Genomic DNA, 24,053 nt, shown 5'->3' on the forward strand with positions numbered 1-24,053 from the left:
AAGAGAGAGTGAAAAATGACAGAACTTGATTTTATTGACGTCGCAGATTTACGCCGTGAATATATGAACGGTGGACTACGACGTCATGAATTAACTGAACAGCCGTTAGTTTTGTTTGAAAAGTGGCTAAAGCAGGCTTGCGAAGCGCGTTTGAGTGATCCTACTGCAATGTGTGTCGCAACAGTTGATGAAAGTGGGCAACCTTACCAACGTATCGTGTTATTAAAACACTTCGATGAACATGGCTTAGTTTTTTATACCAATTTGGGTAGTCGTAAGGCGAGTCATTTAGAGCACAATCAACGAGTTAGTTTATTATTTCCTTGGTATCCCTTAGAAAGACAAGTTTGTTTTTTAGGGAAAGCAGAAAAACTTTCTCCTATTGAAGTGATTAAATATTTCCATAGCCGCCCTAAAGATAGCCAAATTGCGGCCTGGGCTTCTCAACAGTCTTCTCGCATTTCCGCAAGAGGTGTGTTGGAAAGTAAGTTCTTGGAATTAAAACAGAAATTCCAAAATGGAGAAGTGCCGTTACCGAGTTTCTGGGGTGGATATCGTGTGACATTTGATTCTGTTGAATTTTGGCAAGGTCGAGAAAATCGTCTGCACGATCGCTTTATCTACCAAAAATCACCACAAGGATGGGACATTGAGCGATTAGCACCTTAATAGTGTGTTAATAAATTTGCCTCAAAAAGTCTTTTTCTACTGGTACTTAATGTAGTGGCGCTTTATGCTATACCACTTATGTTTCACTTATATTTTAAATAGACAAAAAACAATAAACCGATGGAGTCATTGATGTCTAGCAAGAACCTAATCACACAATTGCAGGAGCGTGGGCTAATCGCTCAGGTCACGGATGAGGCAGCTTTAGTAGAGCGTTTGGAGCAAGGTCCTGTCGCTCTCTATTGTGGCTTCGATCCTACCGCTGATAGCCTGCATTTGGGGCATTTGGTTCCTTTGCTGTGTTTAAAACGATTCCAACTAGCCGGGCATAAGCCTGTGGCGTTGGTGGGTGGTGCAACGGGTCTAATTGGTGATCCTAGTTTTAAAGCCACCGAGCGCAAACTGAATACCCAAGATACTGTTCACGAATGGGTAGAAAAAATTCGTAAGCAGGTGTCACCTTTCTTAGATTTCAACAGTGGTGAAAACAGTGCGGAATTAGCAAACAACTATGACTGGTTCGGTCAAATGGATGTGCTGACATTCCTGCGTGATATCGGTAAACACTTCTCTGTGAACCAAATGATCAACAAAGAAGCGGTTAAACAGCGTTTAAACCGTGACGATGTGGGTATCTCTTTTACTGAATTCGCCTATAACCTATTACAAGCTTATGACTTTGCGTCATTAAATACGCATTTGGGTGTTGAATTACAAATCGGTGGCTCTGATCAGTGGGGTAATATCACTTCAGGTATCGATTTAACCCGTCGTTTCAATCAGAAACAAGTATTTGGTATGACCGTACCATTAATTACTAAATCTGATGGAACTAAATTTGGTAAGACAGAAGGCGGTGCGGTTTGGTTAGATCCTAAGAAAACCAGCCCATACAAATTCTACCAGTTCTGGATCAATACAGCGGATGCTGACGTTTATCGCTTCTTGAAATTCTTCACATTTATGAGTATTGAAGAAATTAATGCACTTGAAGAGGAAGATAAAAATAGCGGTCAAGCGCCTCGTGCTCAGCGTGTATTAGCAGAATTGGTTACTGGTTTAGTTCATGGTGAAGAGGGTTTAATCGCCGCTAAACGTATTACTGAAAGCTTATTCTCTGGTGCAATTACAGACTTAACACAAGCTGACCTTGAGCAATTAGCACAAGACGGTATGCCAACTATTGAGTTAGAAAAAGGTAGTGATTTGCAACAAGCGCTGGTTAACGCAGAATTAGTTCCTTCTCGTGGTCAGGCTCGTACAATGATTGGCTCTAACGCAGTTTCAATTAATGGCGAAAAACAGGACAATCCTGAATACGTCTTTGAAGAAAAAGATTTCTTATTTGGTCATTACTCCATTTTACGTCGCGGTAAAAAACATTACTGCCTCGTTATCTGGAAATAATTGACAGTAAAGGGCAGCCGGTGAGTTGCCCTTTTTCTTAATAACAATAAATAAACGTATATACCTCGCCTATGATGATAAAGCTTGGGTGTTGTGTGTATTCACAATAATCGGTTTATGTCATGAAAAATATACTCTCTATTCAGTCACATGTTGTTTTCGGTCACGCAGGTAACAGCGCCTCTGAGTTCCCAATGCGTCGTATGGGGGTGAATGTTTGGCCTCTAAATACAGTGCAATTTTCAAATCACACGCAATATCCAGAAAAATGGACTGGGTGTGTTATGTCAGCAGAGCACATTACTGAGATTGTTGATGGTATTGCCGCAATCGGTAAACTCTCACAATGTGATGCAGTGTTAAGTGGTTATTTAGGATCGGCTGAACAAGGTTTGCGTATTGTTGATATTGTGAAAAAAGTGAAACAAGCGAATCCTAACGCATGGTATTTCTGTGATCCTGTAATGGGACATCCTGAAAAAGGGTGTATTGTCCCTCCTGCTGTTTCAGGTGTACTGTGTGAAGAAGCATTACCTATCAGTGATATTATTGCACCTAACTTATTAGAGCTTGAAACATTAAGTGGTGGCAAAGTCCTTCATAATGTTGATGAGTGCGTAAATGCTGCTCGTGAATTGTGTAAACAAGGCCCTAAAGTTGTATTAGTAAAACACTTATCACGTGCTGGATATCGTCATGATCGCTTTGAAATGCTGTTAGTAACCGCGGAACACAGCTGGCATGTTAGCCGTCCATTAGTCGATTTTGGTGAGCGTCAACCTGTGGGTGTTGGTGATTTAACCAGTGGTTTAATGCTGGTGGATTTACTCAAAGGTGTTGAATTACAAACCGCATTAGAGCACGTTGCCGCAGCAGTTTATGAAGTGATGCTAAAAACAAAAGAGATGAATGAGTATGAACTGCAACTAGTTGCTGCTCAAGATCAAATGGTGCATCCAACACATAGATTCTGTGCAACACAATTAGATTAATAGTGCTATAACAAGCTTAAAAAAATAGCTCAAATTATTTTATATAACTTGAGCTATTTAAATCAAAAGTTACTCTTTAATTAACCCTTCAGTTACTAGTGCACTGTGTACATTAGGGCGTTGTGCAATACGTTTTAGGTAGTTTTGTAGATGTGTTAAATCAGTTAAATCTAAACCAACATGTGGCGCCCATTGGCTTAATGTGAATAAATAGGCATCAATAACCGTAAAATGCTCACCACATGCACATTTTTGTTTGCTCAATACATCATTAATATAAGTGAATTTACTTTTTAATTTAGTTTTAACGACAGGTATATAGCTTTCAGGTGTATCTGGTGAAAATAGCGGGCCATAGCCTTTATGTACTTCACTTGCGAGAAAGTTTAACCACTCAATTTGATGGTAACGTTCTAGTGATTTTGGTGGTGCAATTAAATTTCTATCAGGTTTTAAGTCTGCAAGATATTGAACAATTGCAACACCTTCAGTCAAAATATCACCATTATCTAATTGAAGAACAGGGACTTGGCCTTTTGGATTGATGGTTAGAAAGTCTTTCCCCGACTCTGTCTTCTTAGCCTGTAAATCGATACGCTCTATTGAAAAATCTAAACCTGTTTCACGTAAAACGATATGAGGGGAAAGCGAGCAACTACCTGGCGTGTAGTACAATTTCATGTTGAATAGCTCCCTATCAATAAGGTGGTGAATTAACTTACAGATATCAGAATATCTTCATTAATATAAGATGATAAAAGGTTCTAAGAAATTAGCAAACTCAAATGATGCGAATAAAAAAGGCTTTTGTAAATCTGTGAACAAGGCTGTTAATTGATGAAAATATACGAAATAAATACTCCTTATATTAATAACATATAAGGAGTATTTTATTATGACTCTTCAAACGAAGGTAAGAATGAAATATCAAGGTAATAAATTTTGGGATTCTTTTTATCAACATAGACTGTAACAAGCTCTCTATTAATATAAGGTGTGGGATCAAAGAAGATATAACCACTCTTGTAACGAATCAATCGATTGTTTAATGTATCATGATAATCAGCAATAATTTGATAGGGAGAGCGGTGATTAAAACTGATATTACTATTAATAATAATTTCAGAAATTTTCACATTAATAGGCATTCCATCACGTTTTAATCGTTGATCCCTTGTAGCTCTTCTTCTGATAAAATACAAGGGGATAAGCCCTATTGATGCAAATACCAATCCGAAAATACTTAATATAGTCCCAGCACCATATAAGCCTAAAAAGTTGTTAATAGTCGCTCTTTGTGGATCACTTGGGAGATAAATAACATTAATTTTTTCACCAAGATAAAAGCGGGATTGACTGCCACCTTCTGGTGAACGAAACGTTATTTCTCTATTATCTTCAGTATAGAATTGAATAATAGGGTGATAAAAATAGTTACCATCAGAAGATTTACTCACATTTTGGTCAATAACAACACCAGTTGTTTCTATTCCATTCCTTACTACATTTAATTCAGATTTAATAACAAATAAAGCTACAACAAAAATAATCGCACCAATAAGAGCAAAAATATAAAACAGAAATTTAAATTTCTTCATACATTAAATCCTTTTATTAATAGATTATTATCTTATCGCTAATATACAAAAAGATTATAGGAATAAGCTAAAAAACAAAAGTGAAATCTATCTAATACGTAGCATTATTAAAAATAAAAGGGATAAGGGAGATATTAGATAAAAATTCGATAGTTAATGGAGTTAAGAAGAGTAAAAATAGTAGAACAACATAAAAAAACCAGCCTTAACAATGAGGCTGGTTTTTATTATTCATAGAATAGAATTATTTCAGTTCTAATTCATTCATAGCAGCGATGCTGAAACCACCATCTACGTGAACGATTTCACCTGTAATACCACCAGATAAGTCAGAGCATAAGAATGCTGCTGTATTACCTACATCTTCGGTTGTTACAGTGCGACGCAGAGGAGTGACTGACTCGCAATGGCTTAACATTTTACGGAAATCTTTGATACCAGATGCCGCTAATGTACGGATTGGGCCAGCAGAGATACCGTTAACACGAATACCTTCAGGACCCATAGCATTTGCCATATAACGAACGTTAGCTTCTAAAGAAGCTTTCGCCAGCCCCATAACGTTATAGTTAGGGATTGCACGTTCAGCACCTAAATAAGTCAGAGTTAACAGAGCTGAGTTTGGATTTAGCATTTCACGGCTTGCTTTCGCCATAGCAACGAAGCTGTATGCACTGATGTCGTGAGCAATTTTAAAGCCTTCACGAGTTACTGCATTAACGTAGTCGCCATCTAATTGGTCAGCAGGAGCAAAACCGATAGAGTGAACAAAACCATCATATTTTGGCCAAACTTTTGCAAGTTCTGCATACATAGTATCGATGCTTTCGTCTTTTGACACATCACACTCTAATACGATATTTGAGTCTAATGATGCTGCAAATTCTTCAACGCGTGGTCTCAGTTTTTCATTTTGGTAAGTAAATGCAAGTTCTGCACCTTGGTCACGCATAGCTTTGGCAATACCATAAGCAATTGATAATTTACTAGCAACACCAGTAATAAGAATGCGTTTGCCGGTCATAAAGCCCATAGCTGTATCCTTGTTTTTTCGTAAATCGCGATAATAACATCATTCACAGTTTTATTTATCTGTTAGGTTATCACGCTTATTGTTAATAAACGTGGCTGATTCTACCACGACATTTGTAAATTTGTTTAATTTCCCTAGCACCTCCGAGGAGTTAAGGGAAAAGGGTGAAATAATGTGCAATCAACATTATGCCTATATTGTTTATACTTAAATTAAATCTTGGCGCCAAGCTTCTGCTGTTAAGGCTTCACCAAAGTGACTAGCGACTAATCTTCGTGTGACTTCATGTAATGGCGATGCAAGAACTTCTGCTGTATTGCCACGTTCAACGACTTCACCATTATCCATCACAATAATTTTATCGCTAATATGTTTTGTCATGCCTAAGTTTTGTGTCACATAAATATAGGCAATATTATGAGTCTCTTGCAGTTCTAACATCAAATTTATAATTTGTGAGCGCAAAGACATATCCAGCGAAGCTATAGCTTCATCGGCAATAATAACTTGAGGTTGTAATATTAATGCTCGTGCAAGCGCAATTCGTTGGCGCTGGCCTGATGCAAACATATGAGGATAATAGTTTGCATGTTCAGGTAAAAGGCCCACTTGGCGTAATGTTTGATAAATTCGTTTCTCACGCTCAATTGCACTTAAGTCTGTATTCAGGCGTAAAGGGATTTCTAATGTTTGACCGATACGCTGGCGTGGGTTTAATGAGTTAGTGGGATCTTGAAATATCATTCTAATTCGCTGACTACGATAAGGGTAATCACCAAAAGTTAGTTGATGTCCATTAATAAAGATATCACCACCCGTAGGCTCAGTTACACCTGATAGCATTCTCGCGAGTGTAGATTTTCCTGAACCATTAGCGCCAATAATGGCTAAAGTTTGCTTGGGTTCTAGCGTAAAACTTATAGGCTTTACGGCTTCTAACTGTTGACGCCGAAATAATCCAGTACGATAACGAAATGTCTTTGATAGGTTTTTTACCTCAAGCAGTTTATCGAACATCAGTTGGCTCCACATTTAATGGAAAATGACAAGCCACGGCATGGTTTTTAAATAAACGTAACCGAGGTGCTTCAATACATTGTCGCTGTGCATAAGGGCAACGAGGCCCTAAACGGCAACCCACAGGTAAATGCTCAAGTGAGGGGATTGCACCGGGTAATGTATTTAAACGGCTCTTATGTGCCAATGAGTTGGTAAAGTCAGGAATAGAGCGGATCAACGCTTGAGTATAAGGATGATAAGGTGTTATTAACAACTCGTCAGGGGATGCTGTTTCGACAGTTTGCCCACAATACATAACCGTAATTTTATTCGCCAATTTACTCATCCATTGCAAATCATGGCTAATCAACAAAATGGTCATATTGTTATTTTGATTGAGTCGAGTCAGTAAACGAAAGATTTGGGTCTGTGTTGCGGGTTCCATTGCATTAGTAGGTTCATCCGCAATCAGTAATCGAGGTTGATTTGCAATAGCAATAGCAATCATCACTTTTTGGCATTCACCCTCAGTTAATTCATAAGGGTAGCTGCGCATAATGTCTTTATGATCTTTAATACCCACACGGTGCAATAATTCAATTGCGCGGCGTTTTCGCCAATGAAATCGTTGCCACCAATGTCCTTTAAAAGTCCAGCCAGGAATTGCCTGTATAAGCTGCTGCTCAATTTTTGTGGCAGGATCAAGACAAGATTGTGGCTCTTGGAAAATCATTGATACATTATGGCCAATGACACGACGCCGTGCTCTGGGTGATAATTTAAGTAAGTCGATATCATCAAAACGGAAACGATCGGCTGTCACGTTGATATTATCTTTCGTAACGCCACAAATTGCTTTTGCAATTAAGCTTTTACCTGATCCCGATTCGCCAACAAGGCCTCTCACTTCACCTTCATTTAAGGTAATAGAAACACGATCTACCGCTTTTACTGGGCCATCGGGAGTCATAAATTCAATGGTTAAATTGCGTATATCCAATAAAGGCATTATTCAACTCCCTCATTTATTGCACGCTGTAAACCATCACCTAAAAGGTTCACCAGTAAAACGCTTATCATAATAGTGGCGCCCGGAATTAAAACTGTCCAAGGAGCAACATAAATTAACTCTAAGGAATCGCCTAACATCGCTCCCCATTCGGGTGAAGGAAGTTGAGCACCTAAATTGAGAAAACCTAATGCTGTAATATCAAGAATAGCAATTGAGAATGCGCGTGTTAATTCAGAAACTAATACAGGCGTGATATTAGGTAGTACGGTGTACCATAAAATGGAAATGTTTGATGCACCATCAAGTCGAGAAGCAATCACATACTCTTTGTTTAATTCATCATTAACAGCAGAGTAAATCATTCTGACTAAACGAGGTAACAGCGCCAACCAAATCGCTATCATGGCATGACCAAGACTTGTTCCTACAAAAGCTACAACAATAATAGCAAGTAGCAGGGATGGAATTGATAATAAAGTGTCTAATATATGATTAAGAATGGCGGATTTTAAGCCATGGGTCATGCCTGCAAAACAGCCGATAATTAATCCCATTAGTGTTGCTGCAAAAGTGACAATAAATGCGCCACCAAAGGTCATGCTTGTACCAATTAAAATTCGGCTAAATACATCGCGCCCTAAATCATCTGTACCAAAAAAATAGGAGACATTGCCGTTTTGATACCAAGACGGTGGCGTTAGTTGATGACCAAAAAACTGTTGATCAAGCGCATAAGGCGCAATATAAGGGCCTATAATACTGAGCACTAAGAGAAAAAGAACGCCATAAAATCCTACCATTGAGATAACGTCTTTAGAAAAACATTGCCAAATCACCGCTGCAGGTGTGGGTGTTTTTTTCTCTTTATAAAATTGGCTATCTAAAGGCATATCCCACCTTGTGTTTCATCGGGTTGCTCATTGCGCCCACAATATCGGATAAGACGTTGACGATAATGACCATTGAACCCACCAACATTACACCAGCTGAAATAGCAGAATAATCTTGTTGGCGGATTGCTGTGACTAACCAACGACCAAGCCCTGGCCAGTTAAATACAATTTCTGTCACCATAGTGAGTGTAAGCATGGTAGAGAACTGTAAGCCTAATTTAGGGATGATAGGGGGTAAAGCATTATGAAGAATATGGCGACGAATAATTGTAAAACGTGAGAGACCTCGAGTCGCGGCTGCCTTCACGTAGTTTTCTGACATAATTTCTTCCGTACTGTTTCGCATTAATCGAATAACTTCAGTGGTTGGTGCAATAGCCAGCGTTATTACGGGTAAAATTAGATGTTGTAATACATTAATGATCATTTGTTGGCGATAAGGTGAATCAGATAACCATGCATCCACTAATGCAATGCCAGTAATAGGTTGCAAGTTATAAAGCAAATCAATACGACCTGAAACAGGTAGCCAACCTAATTTTAATGAAAAGAATAGAGTTAACAGCAATGCAAGCCCAAATACAGGGACAGAAAAACCTAAGAGCGCGAAGTTACTGATAATAATATCAGCGGATTTATTACGCCAAACCCCAGCAATAATACCAGCAGGAATACCTACAATAAGGGCAAAAAGAAAGGCTAATGTGCAAAGCTCCATGGTTGCTGGAAGTGCTTCCACTAATTGTGCTTTTATAGGTTCACCATTGATAGAGGAAATACCAAAATCAAAGTGGATCATATTATGGGCATAAAAAAAGTAGGCATCGGTGAGTGATGCACCACTTAACGGGGCATTGGGCGTGTAATAGCTGAGGCTAAAGCTCACTAGCGACAAAAAGAACAGAGTCACAAGTAATAAAAGTAATCGACGTATTGAATAAATAATCATGGATTATTCTATAGCCTCTTTCTTGTGATTTTGTTCGTTTACTTCTGCCTCTCGATAAACACCAGCAAAAGACGCATTACCAAAGGTACTTAATACCAATCCTTTAATATCATAACGATATGCTTGCATACGTAAAGAATTAGCTAAAGGTAATACCGGTAACTCTTGAGCAAGAACATCCTGAGCTTCATGATAATAATCCATTCTTGAAGCAAGTTGCTGACTATAAAGCGCTTTTTTCAAAATATCATCAAAACTAGGTAAACACCAATGACTCAAGTTAGTTTGTGAGCCAATGGCTGCACAGCTAAAGAGAGGACGGAAAAAACTATCGGGATCGTTACTGTCAGTTGACCAACCAGATAGGGTCATATCATGGGTGCGATCCATCATACTCGTTTCTTGATATCGACCTTCAATAGGCCGAATATTCATTTGAATACCAACTTGCGCTAAGTCTGCTTGAATAAGTTCAGCCATTTTTAATGGGCTTGGGTTATAAGATTGCGAAGCGCTAGGTACCCAAAGATTTAATTTCAGCCCATCAAGGCCTAGTTCTTTAAGGATTTGTTTCGATTTCTCAGGATTATACTCTGTAATTTTTGCTCGGTTATCATAAGCCCAAGATGCACGAGGAAGTACTGATGCTGCCGTTTCAGCCGTACCATAATAAATAGACTCCATTAAACGTTCATTATTAATGGCATAAGCAATAGCTTGACGAACTTTAAGATCATTGAGTGGTGGTTTACTGGTGTTAAAGGCTAAATAAGCGATATTCATACCAGAACGCAACGTTAATCTTAGTCGCGGGTCGTCACGTAAGACTTTTAATTGGCTTGCCGCTGGATAGGCTAGAACATCACATTCACCCGTGAGTAATTTAGATATACGGCCTGTACCACCTGCACCCATATCAATAACAATCTGTTGCATCTTTGGTTGGCCTTTCCAGTAATCTTTATTTCTAAACAAACGAACAAATTGTCCCGGCTGATATTCATCTAAAAAGAAAGGACCTGTTCCTACTGGTTTCCAATCAAGCAGCGATTGATCGCCTGATTTTTCTAAATTCTGCGCGTATTCAGCAGAAAGAATAGGGGCGTAATGTGTTGCTAAATGCCATAGAAAAGAAGCGTCAGGCTCTTTTAAACTAAATTCTACCGTATATTGGCCTAGTCTTTTTATCGATTTGATATTATTGGCAAAACTTAAGCTGTCAAAATAGGGATATTTACCGCCATTAACTTGATTGAAAGGATTTTGTGGATTAATCATCCTTTCAAAACTAAAAATAACATCATCAGCGGTAAGTTTTCGTGTTGGTGTAAACCAAGATGTTTGTTGAAAAGAGACATTTTTACGTAAATAAAAGCGGTAGGTCGCGCCGTTATCTAATGCTTCCCATCGAGCTGCGATTTCAGGGATCAAACGATAAGTGTAAGGGTCAACATCTAAAAGACGGTCATAGAGCTGTGCAGCTAGAGGATCAATAATTAATCCACTACTTGATAATTGTGGATTAAAGGTATTTACACTGCCATCAACACAATAAACAAAGCCATTTTGATTAATTGGAGTTGGCTCAAGCGTTATAGATGGCGCTTGTGTTTTGGGTGCTACATCCGCGATACAAGTTGCACTTGTAAAGGTGAGTAGCAAAGTACCAATAAATAAAATAGGGCGCATAAATAATGTCTTTTAGAGAAACGATTTTGCTATTGTAACTTAAAAAACTTTCTATCCCCAAATAGTCAAAAAAAACAAAGTGAGAAAAATTCTCAATAAAATGCTTTACAAACGCTAATGATAAAGATTATCATCCGTATTGTCCTTTGTCGGTAAGAGGTTTTCCGTCAAGGGCACGACATTGCTCACATTGCTTCCAGTATTTTTTTACTAGCCAGCTCGGGTGCTGGCTTTTTTTTTGTCTACTGTTTACTAGATTCTCTAGTGATTTAAAAAACTAAATTTATCAATATATTAAGTTATTATTTGATGCTTTTTAATTAACCCTCTAAATTGATCGTAGCTTAGTGATAATTTTTCAGCCGCCTCTTTCTGGTTATATAAACATTCTTTTAATGCTTCATTTACTAATTTTTTTTCTACATCATTTTGCCATTGGCGTAAATTCAACGGTAATGTAGGTATTGAAAAATTTTCTTTAGATGAGTTTTTTAATATGGGTGTTTTTGGTGTTTGAAGTCCAGCAAAGGGATCAATAATAATATTATTGAGTACATTATCACTGGTTCCATGACGATAAACTGAACGTTCAACAACATTTTTTAGCTCACGAATATTACCTGGCCACGAATAATCCAAAAGTACTTGGCACGCATTATCACTAAAACCAGGAAAGAAGGGTAAACCTAACTCTTGACACATTGAGATAGCAAAATTTTCAGCAAGCAACATAATATCTGCTCGTCGCTCTCTTAATGGCGGGAGCCTAATCACATCAAACGCCAATCTATCGAGTAAATCGGCTCGAAATTTACCTTCCTCTGCCATTGCGGGTAAATCTGCATTTGTCGCGCAAATAAGCCTAACATCAACATGTAGAGATTGACTGCCTCCAACACGCTCTAAATGACCATACTCAATGACGCGCAAGAGCTTTTCTTGTACAAGCATAGGCGCTGTCGCCAGTTCATCAAGAAAAAGAGAACCGCCATCAGCACGCTCAAAACGGCCTTGATGACGATTTTTAGCGCCCGTAAAAGCACCGGCTTCATGACCAAATAGTTCAGAATCAAGTAAATTATCATTGAGTGCAGAGCAGTTGATTGAAATAAAAGGCCCTTGCCACCAAGGAGCAAGATAGTGTAATCGATGAGCGATCAACTCTTTACCTGTACCTCTTTCACCAATAATTAATACAGGTTTTTTTAATTGAGCAAGTGCTGAAGTTTGTTCTAATACATCAATAAATTGATTATCAACGCCGATTATTGTCTCTAAATTCTCATTCATTGGTTAAATTCACCATATTGAGGTATTTTTTGCCAGTTTATCAGGTGTTCGAAAAATAGGCGAATAATATAAATCGCTAATTACTAATAGTTTAAGTGAATTTCAAAAGTTGGCACGCAAATTGTATTAATTAAAGTAAGCAGGGCGTTACGACAGTGCGCCATTATTGAAATAATTCAACGTTACTAATTAGCATAGCTATTAAGGATGACATCATGGGTATATTTTCACGTTTTGCTGACATTATTAATGCCAACATCGCTTCTTTATTAGATAAAGCGGAAGATCCTGAGAAAATGATCCGCTTAATGATCCAAGAAATGGAAGATATGTTAGTTGAAATTCGCACAACTTCTGCACGTACTTTAGCTGAAAAGAAAGGACTAGAACGCCGTATCGAACAAGCTGAAAAACAGATGAAAGACTGGCAGGATAAAGCAGAGTTGGCTCTTATTAAGGAAAAAGAAGATTTAGCTCGTGCGGCATTAATCGAAAAACAACGTGTAGCATCAGTTAATGACACATTGAAACACGAACTCATTATTATTGATGAAACGTTAACTCGTTTAAAAGGTGAAATTAGCGAGTTAGAAAATAAACTGACTGAAACACGCGCAAAACAGCAGTCTTTAGTTGTGCGTCATCAAGCAGCAAACTCATCTCGCCAAGTTCGTCGTCAATTAGACAGTGGCAAAATGGATGCAGCAATGGCGCGTTTTGAGCAATTTGAACGCCGCATTGATCATATGGAAGGTGAAGCTCAAAGTTACGGGTTAGGTAAAGAGAAATCATTAGACCAACAGTTTGCTGAATTAAAAGCTGATGACGAAATTAGCGCGCAATTAGCGGCATTAAAAGCTAAAATCAATATCAACAAAGAGTAACAGCAAGCGTAATAACCATCTTATAAAGGATATGTAATGGGCTATATATTTCTGGGAATACCACTGACCATTTTTATTTTGTTTATTCTCCCTATCTGGCTGTGGTTGCATTACAACAGTCAGAAAGGTGGAGGTAATGTTCAGCTAACCCAACAAGAAATGCAGCGACTGAGCGCGCTGGTGGATAAGGCTCAGCAAATGCAGGAGCGCATTAAGACATTAGAACAAATACTTGATGCAGAACATCCTAACTGGAGGCAATCATAATGACGATGCAGAGCAAACAATTGTATCGCTTGCCACAAGAGGGCGTGATCCGTGGCGTATGCGCAGGCCTAGCCCATTATTTTAATATTCCTGTTTTACTTGTCAGGGTTATTGCGGTGATTGCGCTGTTTGCTGGCTTTTTCGGTTTAACTATTATTGCTTATCTTGTCTTAAGTTTCTTTATGGAGCCCGCTCCTGCTAATTACCAGCAAGGTGAAAATCAGCAAGAGAGCTTAAAAGAAATTTTAAGCGGAGTTGATAATCAATTGATGCAAGGTGAAAAACGTTTACAACAAATGGAACGTTACATTACTTCTTCTACTTATCAGTTAAATAAACGCTTTCGAGATTTGTAATATTTTTGCCATTTAATCACATAAGACGCTCCTAAAATGGAGCGTCTTTCTTTCAAGTCGTTTGTCTTTTCAACGCTTATATTATGAGAGAGTAAAATTTTTGATTGAGGAGCGTATTGTGAATTCTAATCAAGTATTCGTTTCTTTAAAAACAAATAAACTCACCCAATTAGCCAAAAAAGGGTTAACATTTGGGTTAATGTTATTCACTTTATTTGGGCCAGCAGCAATTACAGGCGGTATATTAAAAAGAGTAAGTAGCAAACCGCTACGTTGGCTGGTTCTATTGATAGCTGAACCTGTTATTAAGGCAGGTTTAAATAAGCTATCGCGTCAAGTGTCTTGGGAGAAACATGAAACGCCTACAAAATGAACTTACAGCTTTTATTAATCGCGGTGTTGATAGACATCTTCGTTTGGCCGTAACGGGATTAAGTCGAAGTGGTAAAACAGCATTTATTACCTCGTTAGTTAATCAACTTATTAATGTGCACACTGGGGCGCGTTTACCGCTATTTTCGGCAGCACGAAATAAGCAGCTACTAGGTGTAAAGCGTATTCCTCAACATAATTTAAATATTCCCCGTTTTACTTATGATGAAGGTATGGAGTCGCTTTATCATACGCCTCCAAGTTGGCCTGTTCCTACTAAAGGGGTTAGTGAAATTCGTTTACAGCTTCGTTATCGTTCTAATGAATCTTTAACACGTTTTATAAAAGAGACATCTTCACTTTATTTAGAAATTGTTGATTATCCCGGCGAATGGTTATTAGATTTACCTATGCTCGAACAAGACTATTTTGAATGGTCAGATCAAATAAATAAGGTCAATCGCCAAAGAACATCACCAGAACAAAATTGGCAATTACTTCTTAAAAAGTGTGATCCCTTTGCACCAGCTGATGAAACGTTATTAGCTGATATTGCCTCTGCTTACACTGATTATTTATTAGCATGTAAAAAAGAAGGGCTTCATTTTATTCAACCAGGACGCTTTGTATTACCGGGTGAATTAGCGGGAGCACCTGTTTTGCAATTTTTCCCTTGGGCTGATTTACAAAAATATGATATTGCTAAATTAAAGAACGCAGATAAACGTACTAATATTGGCATGCTTAAACAGCGTTATGAATATTATGGACAGCATGTGGTAAAAGGCTTTTATCGTGATCATTTCCAAGGATTTGATAGACAAATTGTTTTGGTTGATTGCCTACAACCTTTAAATCAGGGAGCGGATGTTTTTAATGATATGCGCCAAGCATTAACACAATTAATGCGCAGTTTTCATTATGGAAAAAGAACCTTACTTAGACGCTTATTTTCACCTTGTATCGATAAACTTTTATTTGCAGCCACAAAAGCTGACCATATCACTGTTGATCAACATGAAAATTTAGTGTCATTGCTCCAACAGCTTATTCAAGATGCTAAACAAAATGCTATTTTTGAAGGGATCAGCATTGATTGCATGGGGCTTGCTTCTATTGCAGCGACTGAAAGTGGGATCGTTGATCATCACGGTGAAAAAATTCCAGCATTAAAAGGTTTCCGCTTAAGCGATAACAAACCGTTGGTGTATTTCCCTGGTGAGGTTCCTAAGCGATTACCTGAAAAAGCATTTTGGGAAAAACAAGGTTTTAGTTTCGAATCTTTTAGACCACAGCAAATATCAAGAGATAGTGCGGTTCCTCATATTCGTATGGATAGTGCAATGGAATTTTTGTTAGGGGATAAATTAAAATGAATGAGCCATTAAAATCGCGAATTGATTTTAAAGAGCCCATACTTCAAGAAGAAGTCATCTTGAAAAAAGGTGTTGGCTTTAATGAAAATGAGCAATTTTTACCTATTGATCCACAATTAGATGAAGAGAATGAAGGGCAATTAGAAGGTGATGTTCAATCAATTTTAAAACCGAAAAAAAGTGTCTGGAAACGGTTATTAACGATTGCGAGTACCATTTTAGGGGTTAGTGTTATTGCTCAAACTGGACAATGGATTTATGACTCATGGACAAATTCTGACTGGATTGCGTTGGGTGCAGCCAGTGCAGGCGGGTTAATTGTTGTTGCTGGAATAGGATCAGTTATAACAGAGTGGCGTCGTATTTATCGTTTACGTCAACGCGCAGATGAAAGAGATAAAGCAAAAGAATTACTTTATAGCCATGCGATGGGGAACGGTCGACCATTTTGCGAAAAGCTCGCTAAACAAGCGGGTATTGGCTCTCAACATCCAGCATTAATTCGTTGGCAAAGTGCATTACATGACACACATAATGATAAAGAGGTATTAGAACTTTATAGCCAACTTGTTCAACCTATTTTAGATAAACAAGCAAGGGCCGAAATTAGCCGTTCTGCCGCTGAATCAACCTTAATGATCGCGGTTAGTCCACTAGCGATGGTTGATATGGCCTTTATTGGTTGGCGTAATATCCGTTTAATTAATCGCATAGCGGAAATTTACGGTATCGAATTAGGCTACTATAGTCGTTTAAAACTCTTTCGCCTTGTTCTGGTTAATATTGCATTTGCGGGTGCGACAGAACTGGTTAGAGAAGTCGGAATGGACTGGCTTTCACAAGATCTTGCAGCTCGATTATCAACAAGGGCTGCTCAAGGTATTGGAGCCGGTTTACTAACGGCACGCTTAGGAATAAAAGCAATGGAACTATGCCGTCCTTTACCGTGGATTGATGATAATAAACCTAAGTTAGGCGATTTTAGAAAAGAGCTAATAGGAAAATTAAAAACTACAATTGGTGGCAAGAAAAAGGAATAAATTATTATTCTTACCTTTTAGCAATTTTAAATAAAAACCGTAGAAACCTTTCTGCGGTTTTTTTGTATAAAAATTAGCAAAAGTATTGTTTATATAAAATAACCATAATGAAGGAAGTCATAAGATATTATTTTAAAATAAGGCGTTAAATAATATAAAGTGTTTTTATTATTTTATTGGTAATGATGTTATTATTTTAATAAGAAACTATTGTGATAAAGAATTTTAAGAAGAATAAGTTCTTATGTAAAAAAAGATGATTTTTAACTAATTGTATTTAAATGTTAATGTGTGTTCCTGTAGTGAAATATTTGTAATTTTAATCATAATATTCCTTTTTCGAAAGAAAATAGTATTGAGTTTAGTATGATAAATAGCGTTAAATATCACCACAAAGACGTACCACAGAGCTATTTTCTCAATATATTTTCAAGTGTCTAATTTGTAAGCGACTTGCTATTTAATAAATAGAGAGGTTTTTTATTTATAAAAAATAGAAAAGTGGCTAATAAATAATCCTTCTAACTAGGTTAAAATATGAAAGAAATACAAATGTCAGTAATAAAAAAACTTTCTAAACAAAGGCGTCAACTCTATTTGAGTTCGGCATTTAATGTCTCAAATATCGATAACCAGCTCAGCATTTTAATCCCTATTCTTAGTGAGACGATTAGCGAGATTAAAAAGAGACAATACCAAAATCAACCTAAGTCATTTCAAATAAAAGAGACATCCCAATTTTTTGAATATCTGAGTGAGTCGGATAAGAGAGAAAAGGCAATAAATGCATTAGATTATCTCCTTTTTTGTTTTGATAATGGATGTAAAACTATCAAAAAGGTAATCCGTCGAGAATTAAGCCCTTTGGTAAAGGATGTCGAATATCTTATCGATTTTGAACTAAAAAAAATAATAAAACCCTCTTCATTTTCGTTATTCGGCTTTTTTAAAGCATAAATAATCTTGGTTAAAAATCAGGAGATTAATTTAGTTGTGTAAAAATAAATGCTAGTAGTGTCAACCTTTGCTGACAAGCCTCTTTATTTCGTTGATATTTATGTATAATATCTAGAATTAGTTCAGGGTCACTCAGTATTAAGAAGGTTTATAATGCGTTTAGAGGTCACTTGTGAAGATCGCATCGGGTTAACCCGTGAATTATTAGATCTGCTAGTATTAAAAAATATTGATTTGCGTGGAATTGAAATATTCCCAATAGGTCTTATTTACCTGAATTTTTCACAGATTGATTTTGATATTTTTCAACCGTTGATGGCGGAAATACGTCGAATAAATGGTGTTATTGATGTGCGTACTGTTGCATTTATGCCATCAGAGCAAGAACATCGTGCAATTTGGACACTATTAGAGTCTGTCCCTGTTCCTGTTTTTTCTATTGATACCAAAGGCAAGGTCAAGTTACTCAATCCTGCAACAAGACTGCTTTTTGGTTTATCTCCAGATGACCATTCTGAGAAAACATTTAATCAATTTATTCCAAATTTTAATATTCATCGTTTTTTAGAACAAAAAGAGCACTTTATCCAAATGGTGCCTATTACTGTGAAAAAACAGAATTTTGAAATGGAAATAGTCCCAATTAAACTTACGGATGATAACCAATATAATCATTGTGTTGGAGCTTTTGTTTTACTGAAATATCATGAAATTATTTATGATCATCCTAAATTAGTGGCTAATGATCAAAGTGGGTTTGACCAAATTATTGCCGTAACACCTAAAATGAAGCAGCTTATTATTCGTGCAAAGAAAATGGCAATAATGAATGATCCATTGTTATTAGTGGGTGAAACAGGTACAGGAAAGGATTTATTGGCAAAAGCCTGCCATTTACTAAGTAACCGTTTAAGGTATCCATTTCTTGGCTTAAATTGTGCGTCAATGCCTGATGATGTTGTTGAAAGTGAGTTATTTGGCTATGCAGCAGGTGCTTATCCTAATGCTATTGAAGGAAAAAAGGGCTTTTTTGAGCAAGCTAATGGTGGCACTGTTTTACTTGATGAAATCGGTGAAATGTCACCGCAAATGCAGATCAAACTTCTACGCTTTTTAAATGACGGAACGTTCCGCAGAGTGGGCGAAGAAGAAGAAGTTAATGTCGATGTGCGTATTATTTGTGCTACTCAGAAAAACTTATGGGAATTAGTACAAAAGGGATTGTTTAGAGAAGATCTCTATTACCGATTGAACGTATTAACACTAACATTACCGCCATTAAGAGAAAGAAAGGACGATATAATTCCGTTGGCAACTCATTTTATTAATCAGTACTGCCAAGAACAAAAGATGGGAGTACCATCTATTTCTACCGATTTCTCAAATTATTTAATGCAATATTCTTGGCCGGGTAATATTCGTCAATTACGGAATATTGTTTACCAAGCAATGGCACAGTTAGTCGGAAATACATTACGTGTTCAAGATATTACGTTACCTGAGCATACGGATGAAACATTATTTGATGAGAACTTATTAGAAGGCTCGTTAGATGAAATGACAAAACGCTTTGAAGCTTCTATTTTAACGCGTTTATACCGTGATTATCCAAGTACACGTAAATTAGCAAAACGCTTAGGCATTTCTCATACTGCTATTGCGAATAAGCTAAGAGAATATAATCTTACGAGTAAAAAGGGTGAGAAGTCTGAAGATTAATTGAGTAGTAAGATTTTGTGCATAATAAAAATAGACGAGCATAATGCCCGTCTATTTTTTTATCAGTATTATTTTAATGCGTTTAATGCATCATCATAATTTGGTTCAGTTGTGATTTCATCAACCAACTGGGTGTAGATAACAGTGTTATTTTCATCTAAAACAATTACTGCACGGCTCGTTAAGCCAGCTAATGGGCCTGATGCAATTGCAACGCCGTAGTTTTCTTTGAATTCAGCACCACGCATTGTAGATAAAGTCACAACGTTGTCTAAGCCTTCTGCACCACAAAAACGTGCTTGAGCAAAAGGTAAATCAGCTGAAATACATAAAACAACGGTGTTATTTAATTCATTTGCAACTTTATTAAATTGGCGAACGCTTGCAGCACAAACACCAGTATCTACACTTGGGAAAATGTTTAGAACTTTACGTTTACCTGCAAAATTCGCTAAAGAAACATCATTAAGATCTTTACCAACAAGAGAGAAATCTGCAGCTTTTTGACCTACTGCTGGGAAATTACCCGTTAGTGCCACTGCATTTCCTTGTAAAGTAACTTGATGTGCCATTGTTGTTCTCCTTTATTAGTTGTCAGACTAACTGTTATTAATACTCATTATTAACGATAATTCTCGTTAATGCTTAACCATTATTAAAATTTGCCACTATTGGCATAGTCATCACTAAAAACATAAAAATTTATAAAATATTTGTAATCAGTGATTGTGCCTTTTTATCAGGCTCTTATAATTGTGCTGTTCATTCTCATACAGATTACAGGACGAAACAGACATGCGCAAAATATTCGTCATCTCATGTGCACTTGTCGTTCAAGGATTGCTCACATCGCAGGTAAATGCGGCAGTAGTCCCCGTAGGAACGATACTCGATAAAAAGCAAGAAGTGGTTCGACATTTGAAAGATGAGCCTGCATCACTTGATCCTATTAATGCAGTAGGATTAACAGAAGCTCAAGTGCAACGTGATTTGTTTGAAGGGTTGACGATAGAAGATGAGTATGGACGACCCATTCCGGGAGTTGCTCAGAGTTGGCGCACAGAAGATAATCGCGTGTGGATCTTCACTTTACGTGATAATGCAAAATGGTCCAATGGTGAAAAAGTAACAGCAACAGATTTTGTCTATAGTTGGCAAAGGTTGGTTGATCCTAAAAATCTTTCACCTTTTGCATGGTATGCCTCACTCGCATCGATTGAAAATGCACAAAAAATTATTGATGGAGAATTAAAACCAACATCATTAGGTGTAGAAGCGATTGATGAAAAAACACTAAAAGTCACGTTAGAACGACCAGTTTCTTATTTTCCAAATTTGACGACTAATTTTTCGTTATATCCTGTACCTCGTCATAGTATTGAAAAATATGGTGCCGAGTGGGTTAAAGTTGGCAATTTAGTCGGAAATGGGGCTTTTGTTTTAAAAGACAGAGTCGTTAATGAGAAGATTGTATTAACGCCAAATCCTTATTATTGGGATCATAAAAATACAGTATTAACTAAAGTCACTTTTGTGCCTATTAATCATGAATCACATGCGACTAAACGTTATTTAGCTGGTGATATTGATATTACAGAGTCGTTCCCGAAAAATTTATACCATAAATTAATGAAAGATATTCCTAATGAGGTTTATATTCCTGACCAGTTAGGAACTTATTATTATGCTTTTAATACTCAATCAGGGCCAACAAAAGATATTCGTGTACGTAAAGCATTAGCGATGGCGATAGATAGAAAAATTATCACTGATAAAGTATTAGGAACAGGGGAGAAATCAGCAAACCGTTTCACACCTGATGTAACGGCGGGCTTTACCCCAGAACCTACAATTTATGATGAATACAATCAAGATGAATTAGACAGTCAGGCTAAGATCTTGTTAGCGGCTGCTGGATATGGCCCTCATAATCCATTAACACTCTCATTGTTATACAATAATTCAGAGAATCATCAGAAAATTGCTATTGCAGTTGCTTCTATGTGGAAGAAAAAATTAGGAGTGAAAGTCGAATTACGTAATCAGGAATGGAAAACATATATTGATAGCCGAAATTCGGGGGATTTTGATGTTATAAGGGCATCATGGATTGGTGACTATAATGAGCCTTCTACTTTTTTAAGCCTATTAGGTTCTAAACACACCGGTAATATTTCTAAATATCAGAATAAGCAATATGATGAAGTGTTAGCATTATCTAGTATGGCTATTGATACAAATGAGCGAAATAGTTTGTATAACCGTGCTGAACAAATAATTGCTGAAGATGCACCAATAGCACCTATTTATCAATATACAAATGGGCGATTAATAAAGCCATGGCTAAAAGGTTATCCAATTAAGAATCCAGAAGATGTTGCATATAGCCATACGCTTTATATTCTAAAGCACTAACATAGAAACTAAATTAAAAGTTTAAATTATGCCTCAAAGTTAATATCTATTTTGGGGTGTTTTTTTATTTTTATATACAAATAGAATGTAAAGAAGTTGTGATTTATACGTTTGCATGTATCAATAATAAGAAAACTAAAGAAGTATGAGAAAATAGTAGAGAGTGTCAATAAAAAAGAACCCCTTTAAAAAAAGGGGCGTAGCAAAATAAAGCAGGGTGATTTATTGTCTGGATATAAATTATATTCTTAAGGCTTTCTTTGCACGCTTTTTATTGTATCTAACTGTTACAGTAATTAATAAAATATTATAACAAAAAAAATCCCTCTGCTATAAAAACAGAAGGAGACTCAAAAGGAATAAACATTGCAAGTGATATGTTAATACATTTTTATGGTATTGTTTTGACCAATTGTGCAATGTGCTTGATGTTAAATATTATGTTTTGTTTTATTTATAGATATAAATACTTAATTGTAATAAAGCCTAATATATTTATTATGGTGTTTGAGTAATTTAAAAGTAGAATTATCCATTCATTTTTCTTTATAATTAAATTAAATTATGGATTGTCAATAATTATTAGAAAGTCGTTTAAAAACGGAATCCTAGAGATAATTGTAAAACACTTAATTCAAGATGTCGCTTATTTGCTGTGGTATCAGAGTAAAGATAGCCCAAGCTAAACGAGATATCCTTAACAGGATTATAATCGATGCCAATTTGACCAATTACACTTGTTGTATTTACAATATGAGAGTCTGTTGTATTTATTTTAGAGTGATGTTTGTCTTCCTGATATTTTAATTTATTAGGACCCATTTGAGCATAAACAGAAATTTCAGGTGTTATTCTATAAGTTGGGCCGATTAATAGGCCTGTGGTTTTGGTTCGGTATTTTATTGTTGACGGTGTGGTAAAGCGTGGATCAATAAAATATTCTTTATGATTTGTATTTAAACGCAGTAGAGAAATTAATATTCCCCAAGTATTTTCTGTTTCATATCGATAACTGATTATCTCTCCTTTTGCGGTGTCACCTTTTATTTTGCCGTAAATATAACCAGCAGAGAGGGTATGTGTTTTATCATTGGCATGTAATGTAGAAGAATAAGATAAAGCAAAGCTAATTAAAGTAAGGGCTAATTTATTCATTGTAGGGTTTCTATGTTGATGTGTAGAACGCTATTTTTAGTAAAATAAATGTTGAATTTCAATATTAATTGATTGAAATTACTCTTAAAAAAAGTTTGTTTGCTTATTTTTAAACTCAATAAAAATAAAATTATTATAAATAGCCAATTATTAATTAATATAAAATTTATTGATAATTTCAAGTGGTAATATAACGATGTGTTATTATTTTAATGGTAGGTAGCAGAAATTGAGTGTGATAGGTGAAAATACTCACAATAAGTTTTAATACCTATTGTGAGCTAGATTTTAGAGTGGTGTTTTATTTCTTATCTACAACTTCAATCAGTGTATATTTCACACTTGGTGCATCTGCTGGAGGGTTAGGAATATCTGTAACATTAACTTTTAATGTGTATTCAGTTCCTGCTTTATATTCAAAACCATCAATATTTTGATAGAACAAAGACCATTCGCCAGAAGGTAACTCTTTCACTTTCATACACTTCATTGGTGCGACACCAACACAATCATACAGTTGTGAATCTACTAGAAGCGTTTTTGTTGTTCCCGTAGTAGGTGTTGTATTTGCACTTTTAGTTGAAGTTGCATCATTGCATCCAGCTAAAAGCAAAAATAAAGGAATAGCGATAAATTTTTTCATATTGATGACCTTATTTTTAGGGTGCAATAAATGTATTAAAGAATATTTAGTATACACCAGACAGATAATTATTATAAATTACAGCAGGTAATTTTTTTCCTGTAAACAAAATAAGTTACCTGCTGTTATTCTAAGTATTAATATCCTAACGTAACTATCAGTATTTAATTTAGTGTAATAATCCTAAAGTGATGAAGATAAATAGAAGTTTTAGATGAATTAAACAAAAATAGGGTTGATATACAGATAACTAGAAAAAAGTATAGAATAACAACTCAAAACATAACGTTATAAAATGAAGGTAGATCAATCATATTTGACAATTGAGCATTGAGTTT

24 protein-coding genes are annotated in these 24,053 nt (G+C 36.3%); 12 read left to right on the top strand and 12 right to left on the bottom strand.

Annotated features, from left to right (window positions below; all coding sequences use genetic code 11):
* The first annotated feature begins 15 nt into the window (after positions 1–15).
* From pdxH to pdxY, 3 genes are all read left to right on the top strand, one after another.
* Positions 16–669, top strand: a complete 654-nt coding sequence (pdxH, locus tag GWJ01_RS06705) for a pyridoxamine 5'-phosphate oxidase (protein ID WP_161710874.1) — start codon at positions 16–18, stop codon at positions 667–669.
* A gap of 132 nt (positions 670–801) precedes the next feature.
* Positions 802–2,076 (top strand): tyrosine--tRNA ligase, encoded by a 1,275-nt coding sequence (tyrS, locus tag GWJ01_RS06710; protein WP_161710875.1) that lies wholly within the window; start codon positions 802–804, stop codon positions 2,074–2,076.
* 122 nt (positions 2,077–2,198) lie between these two features.
* Positions 2,199–3,068, top strand: coding sequence for a pyridoxal kinase PdxY (gene pdxY, locus GWJ01_RS06715; RefSeq protein WP_109394293.1), 870 nt, complete (start codon positions 2,199–2,201; stop codon positions 3,066–3,068).
* A gap of 69 nt (positions 3,069–3,137) precedes the next feature.
* Here the strand turns inward: pdxY and gstA are convergent, their stop codons facing one another.
* From gstA to pspF, 9 genes are all read right to left on the bottom strand, one after another.
* Complete coding sequence (gstA, locus tag GWJ01_RS06720; protein WP_109402463.1) at positions 3,138–3,749, bottom strand: glutathione transferase GstA; 612 nt, start codon at positions 3,747–3,749, stop codon at positions 3,138–3,140.
* A gap of 212 nt (positions 3,750–3,961) precedes the next feature.
* The gene (locus tag GWJ01_RS06725) at positions 3,962–4,666 is read right to left on the bottom strand and encodes a DUF3592 domain-containing protein (protein ID WP_161710876.1); all 705 of its coding nucleotides are present in this window, start codon (positions 4,664–4,666) and stop codon (positions 3,962–3,964) included.
* 244 nt (positions 4,667–4,910) lie between these two features.
* Positions 4,911–5,699, bottom strand: coding sequence for an enoyl-ACP reductase FabI (gene fabI / locus GWJ01_RS06730; protein WP_161710877.1), 789 nt, complete (start codon positions 5,697–5,699; stop codon positions 4,911–4,913).
* Between the two features lie 207 nt (positions 5,700–5,906).
* A complete protein-coding gene (gene sapF, locus GWJ01_RS06735; protein WP_109394296.1) occupies positions 5,907–6,716 on the bottom strand; it encodes a putrescine export ABC transporter ATP-binding protein SapF in 810 nt (269 codons plus the stop codon).
* Positions 6,706–7,707 (bottom strand): putrescine export ABC transporter ATP-binding protein SapD, encoded by a 1,002-nt coding sequence (sapD, locus tag GWJ01_RS06740; protein WP_109394297.1) that lies wholly within the window; start codon positions 7,705–7,707, stop codon positions 6,706–6,708. Before sapD ends, sapF begins: the two co-directional genes overlap by 11 nt.
* Entirely contained in the window at positions 7,707–8,600 is an 894-nt protein-coding gene (gene sapC, locus GWJ01_RS06745; protein WP_023582324.1) for a putrescine export ABC transporter permease SapC, read from the bottom strand. The genes sapD and sapC overlap by 1 nt, the downstream gene beginning before the upstream one ends.
* On the bottom strand, positions 8,587–9,552 hold the full coding sequence (sapB, locus tag GWJ01_RS06750) for a putrescine export ABC transporter permease SapB (RefSeq protein WP_088496042.1): 966 nt from the start codon (positions 9,550–9,552) through the stop codon (positions 8,587–8,589). Before sapB ends, sapC begins: the two co-directional genes overlap by 14 nt.
* A 3-nt stretch (positions 9,553–9,555) precedes the next feature.
* A complete protein-coding gene (gene sapA, locus GWJ01_RS06755; protein WP_109394298.1) occupies positions 9,556–11,241 on the bottom strand; it encodes an ABC transporter substrate-binding protein SapA in 1,686 nt (561 codons plus the stop codon).
* A gap of 294 nt (positions 11,242–11,535) precedes the next feature.
* A complete protein-coding gene (gene pspF, locus GWJ01_RS06760) occupies positions 11,536–12,531 on the bottom strand; it encodes a phage shock protein operon transcriptional activator (RefSeq protein WP_109394300.1) in 996 nt (331 codons plus the stop codon).
* Positions 12,532–12,746: 215 nt separating this feature from the next.
* Between pspF and pspA the strand changes: the two genes are divergently transcribed.
* The 8 genes from pspA to tyrR all read left to right on the top strand — a co-directional run bounded on the left by pspA (position 12,747) and on the right by tyrR (position 19,502).
* Entirely contained in the window at positions 12,747–13,415 is a 669-nt protein-coding gene (gene pspA, locus GWJ01_RS06765) for a phage shock protein PspA (protein ID WP_072062534.1), read from the top strand.
* Between the two features lie 36 nt (positions 13,416–13,451).
* The gene (pspB, locus tag GWJ01_RS06770) at positions 13,452–13,682 is read left to right on the top strand and encodes an envelope stress response membrane protein PspB (RefSeq protein WP_069369279.1); all 231 of its coding nucleotides are present in this window, start codon (positions 13,452–13,454) and stop codon (positions 13,680–13,682) included.
* On the top strand, positions 13,682–14,038 hold the full coding sequence (pspC, locus tag GWJ01_RS06775; RefSeq protein WP_098943052.1) for an envelope stress response membrane protein PspC: 357 nt from the start codon (positions 13,682–13,684) through the stop codon (positions 14,036–14,038). The genes pspB and pspC overlap by 1 nt, the downstream gene beginning before the upstream one ends.
* A gap of 118 nt (positions 14,039–14,156) precedes the next feature.
* A complete protein-coding gene (locus tag GWJ01_RS06780; protein ID WP_227003174.1) occupies positions 14,157–14,411 on the top strand; it encodes a peptide permease in 255 nt (84 codons plus the stop codon).
* Positions 14,392–15,786 (top strand): YcjX family protein, encoded by a 1,395-nt coding sequence (locus GWJ01_RS06785; RefSeq protein ID WP_109394302.1) that lies wholly within the window; start codon positions 14,392–14,394, stop codon positions 15,784–15,786. Before GWJ01_RS06780 ends, GWJ01_RS06785 begins: the two co-directional genes overlap by 20 nt.
* Complete coding sequence (locus GWJ01_RS06790; protein ID WP_109394303.1) at positions 15,783–16,826, top strand: YcjF family protein; 1,044 nt, start codon at positions 15,783–15,785, stop codon at positions 16,824–16,826. The genes GWJ01_RS06785 and GWJ01_RS06790 overlap by 4 nt, the downstream gene beginning before the upstream one ends.
* Before the next feature lie 537 nt (positions 16,827–17,363).
* Positions 17,364–17,783, top strand: a complete 420-nt coding sequence (locus GWJ01_RS06795; protein WP_202611117.1) for a hypothetical protein — start codon at positions 17,364–17,366, stop codon at positions 17,781–17,783.
* 153 nt (positions 17,784–17,936) lie between these two features.
* Positions 17,937–19,502: a transcriptional regulator TyrR gene (gene tyrR / locus GWJ01_RS06800; RefSeq protein ID WP_109394304.1), complete on the top strand. Its 1,566-nt coding sequence runs from the start codon at positions 17,937–17,939 to the stop codon at positions 19,500–19,502.
* A 68-nt stretch (positions 19,503–19,570) separates the two neighbouring features.
* On the opposite strand, the gene tpx is transcribed toward tyrR, so the two are convergent.
* Entirely contained in the window at positions 19,571–20,074 is a 504-nt protein-coding gene (gene tpx / locus GWJ01_RS06805) for a thiol peroxidase (RefSeq protein ID WP_109394305.1), read from the bottom strand.
* 223 nt (positions 20,075–20,297) lie between these two features.
* Between tpx and GWJ01_RS06810 the strand changes: the two genes are divergently transcribed.
* Entirely contained in the window at positions 20,298–21,917 is a 1,620-nt protein-coding gene (locus GWJ01_RS06810) for a peptide ABC transporter substrate-binding protein (RefSeq protein ID WP_109402460.1), read from the top strand.
* Positions 21,918–22,511: 594 nt separating this feature from the next.
* Here GWJ01_RS06810 and GWJ01_RS06815 read toward each other — a convergent pair.
* On the bottom strand, positions 22,512–23,072 hold the full coding sequence (locus GWJ01_RS06815) for an Ail/Lom family outer membrane beta-barrel protein (RefSeq protein WP_109394307.1): 561 nt from the start codon (positions 23,070–23,072) through the stop codon (positions 22,512–22,514).
* A gap of 301 nt (positions 23,073–23,373) precedes the next feature.
* Positions 23,374–23,715, bottom strand: a complete 342-nt coding sequence (locus GWJ01_RS06820; protein WP_109394308.1) for a DUF4377 domain-containing protein — start codon at positions 23,713–23,715, stop codon at positions 23,374–23,376.
* Between the last annotated feature and the right edge of the window lie 338 nt (positions 23,716–24,053).

This window comes from Proteus sp. G2618, assembly GCF_009915995.1.
Classification (GTDB): domain Bacteria; phylum Pseudomonadota; class Gammaproteobacteria; order Enterobacterales; family Enterobacteriaceae; genus Proteus; species Proteus terrae.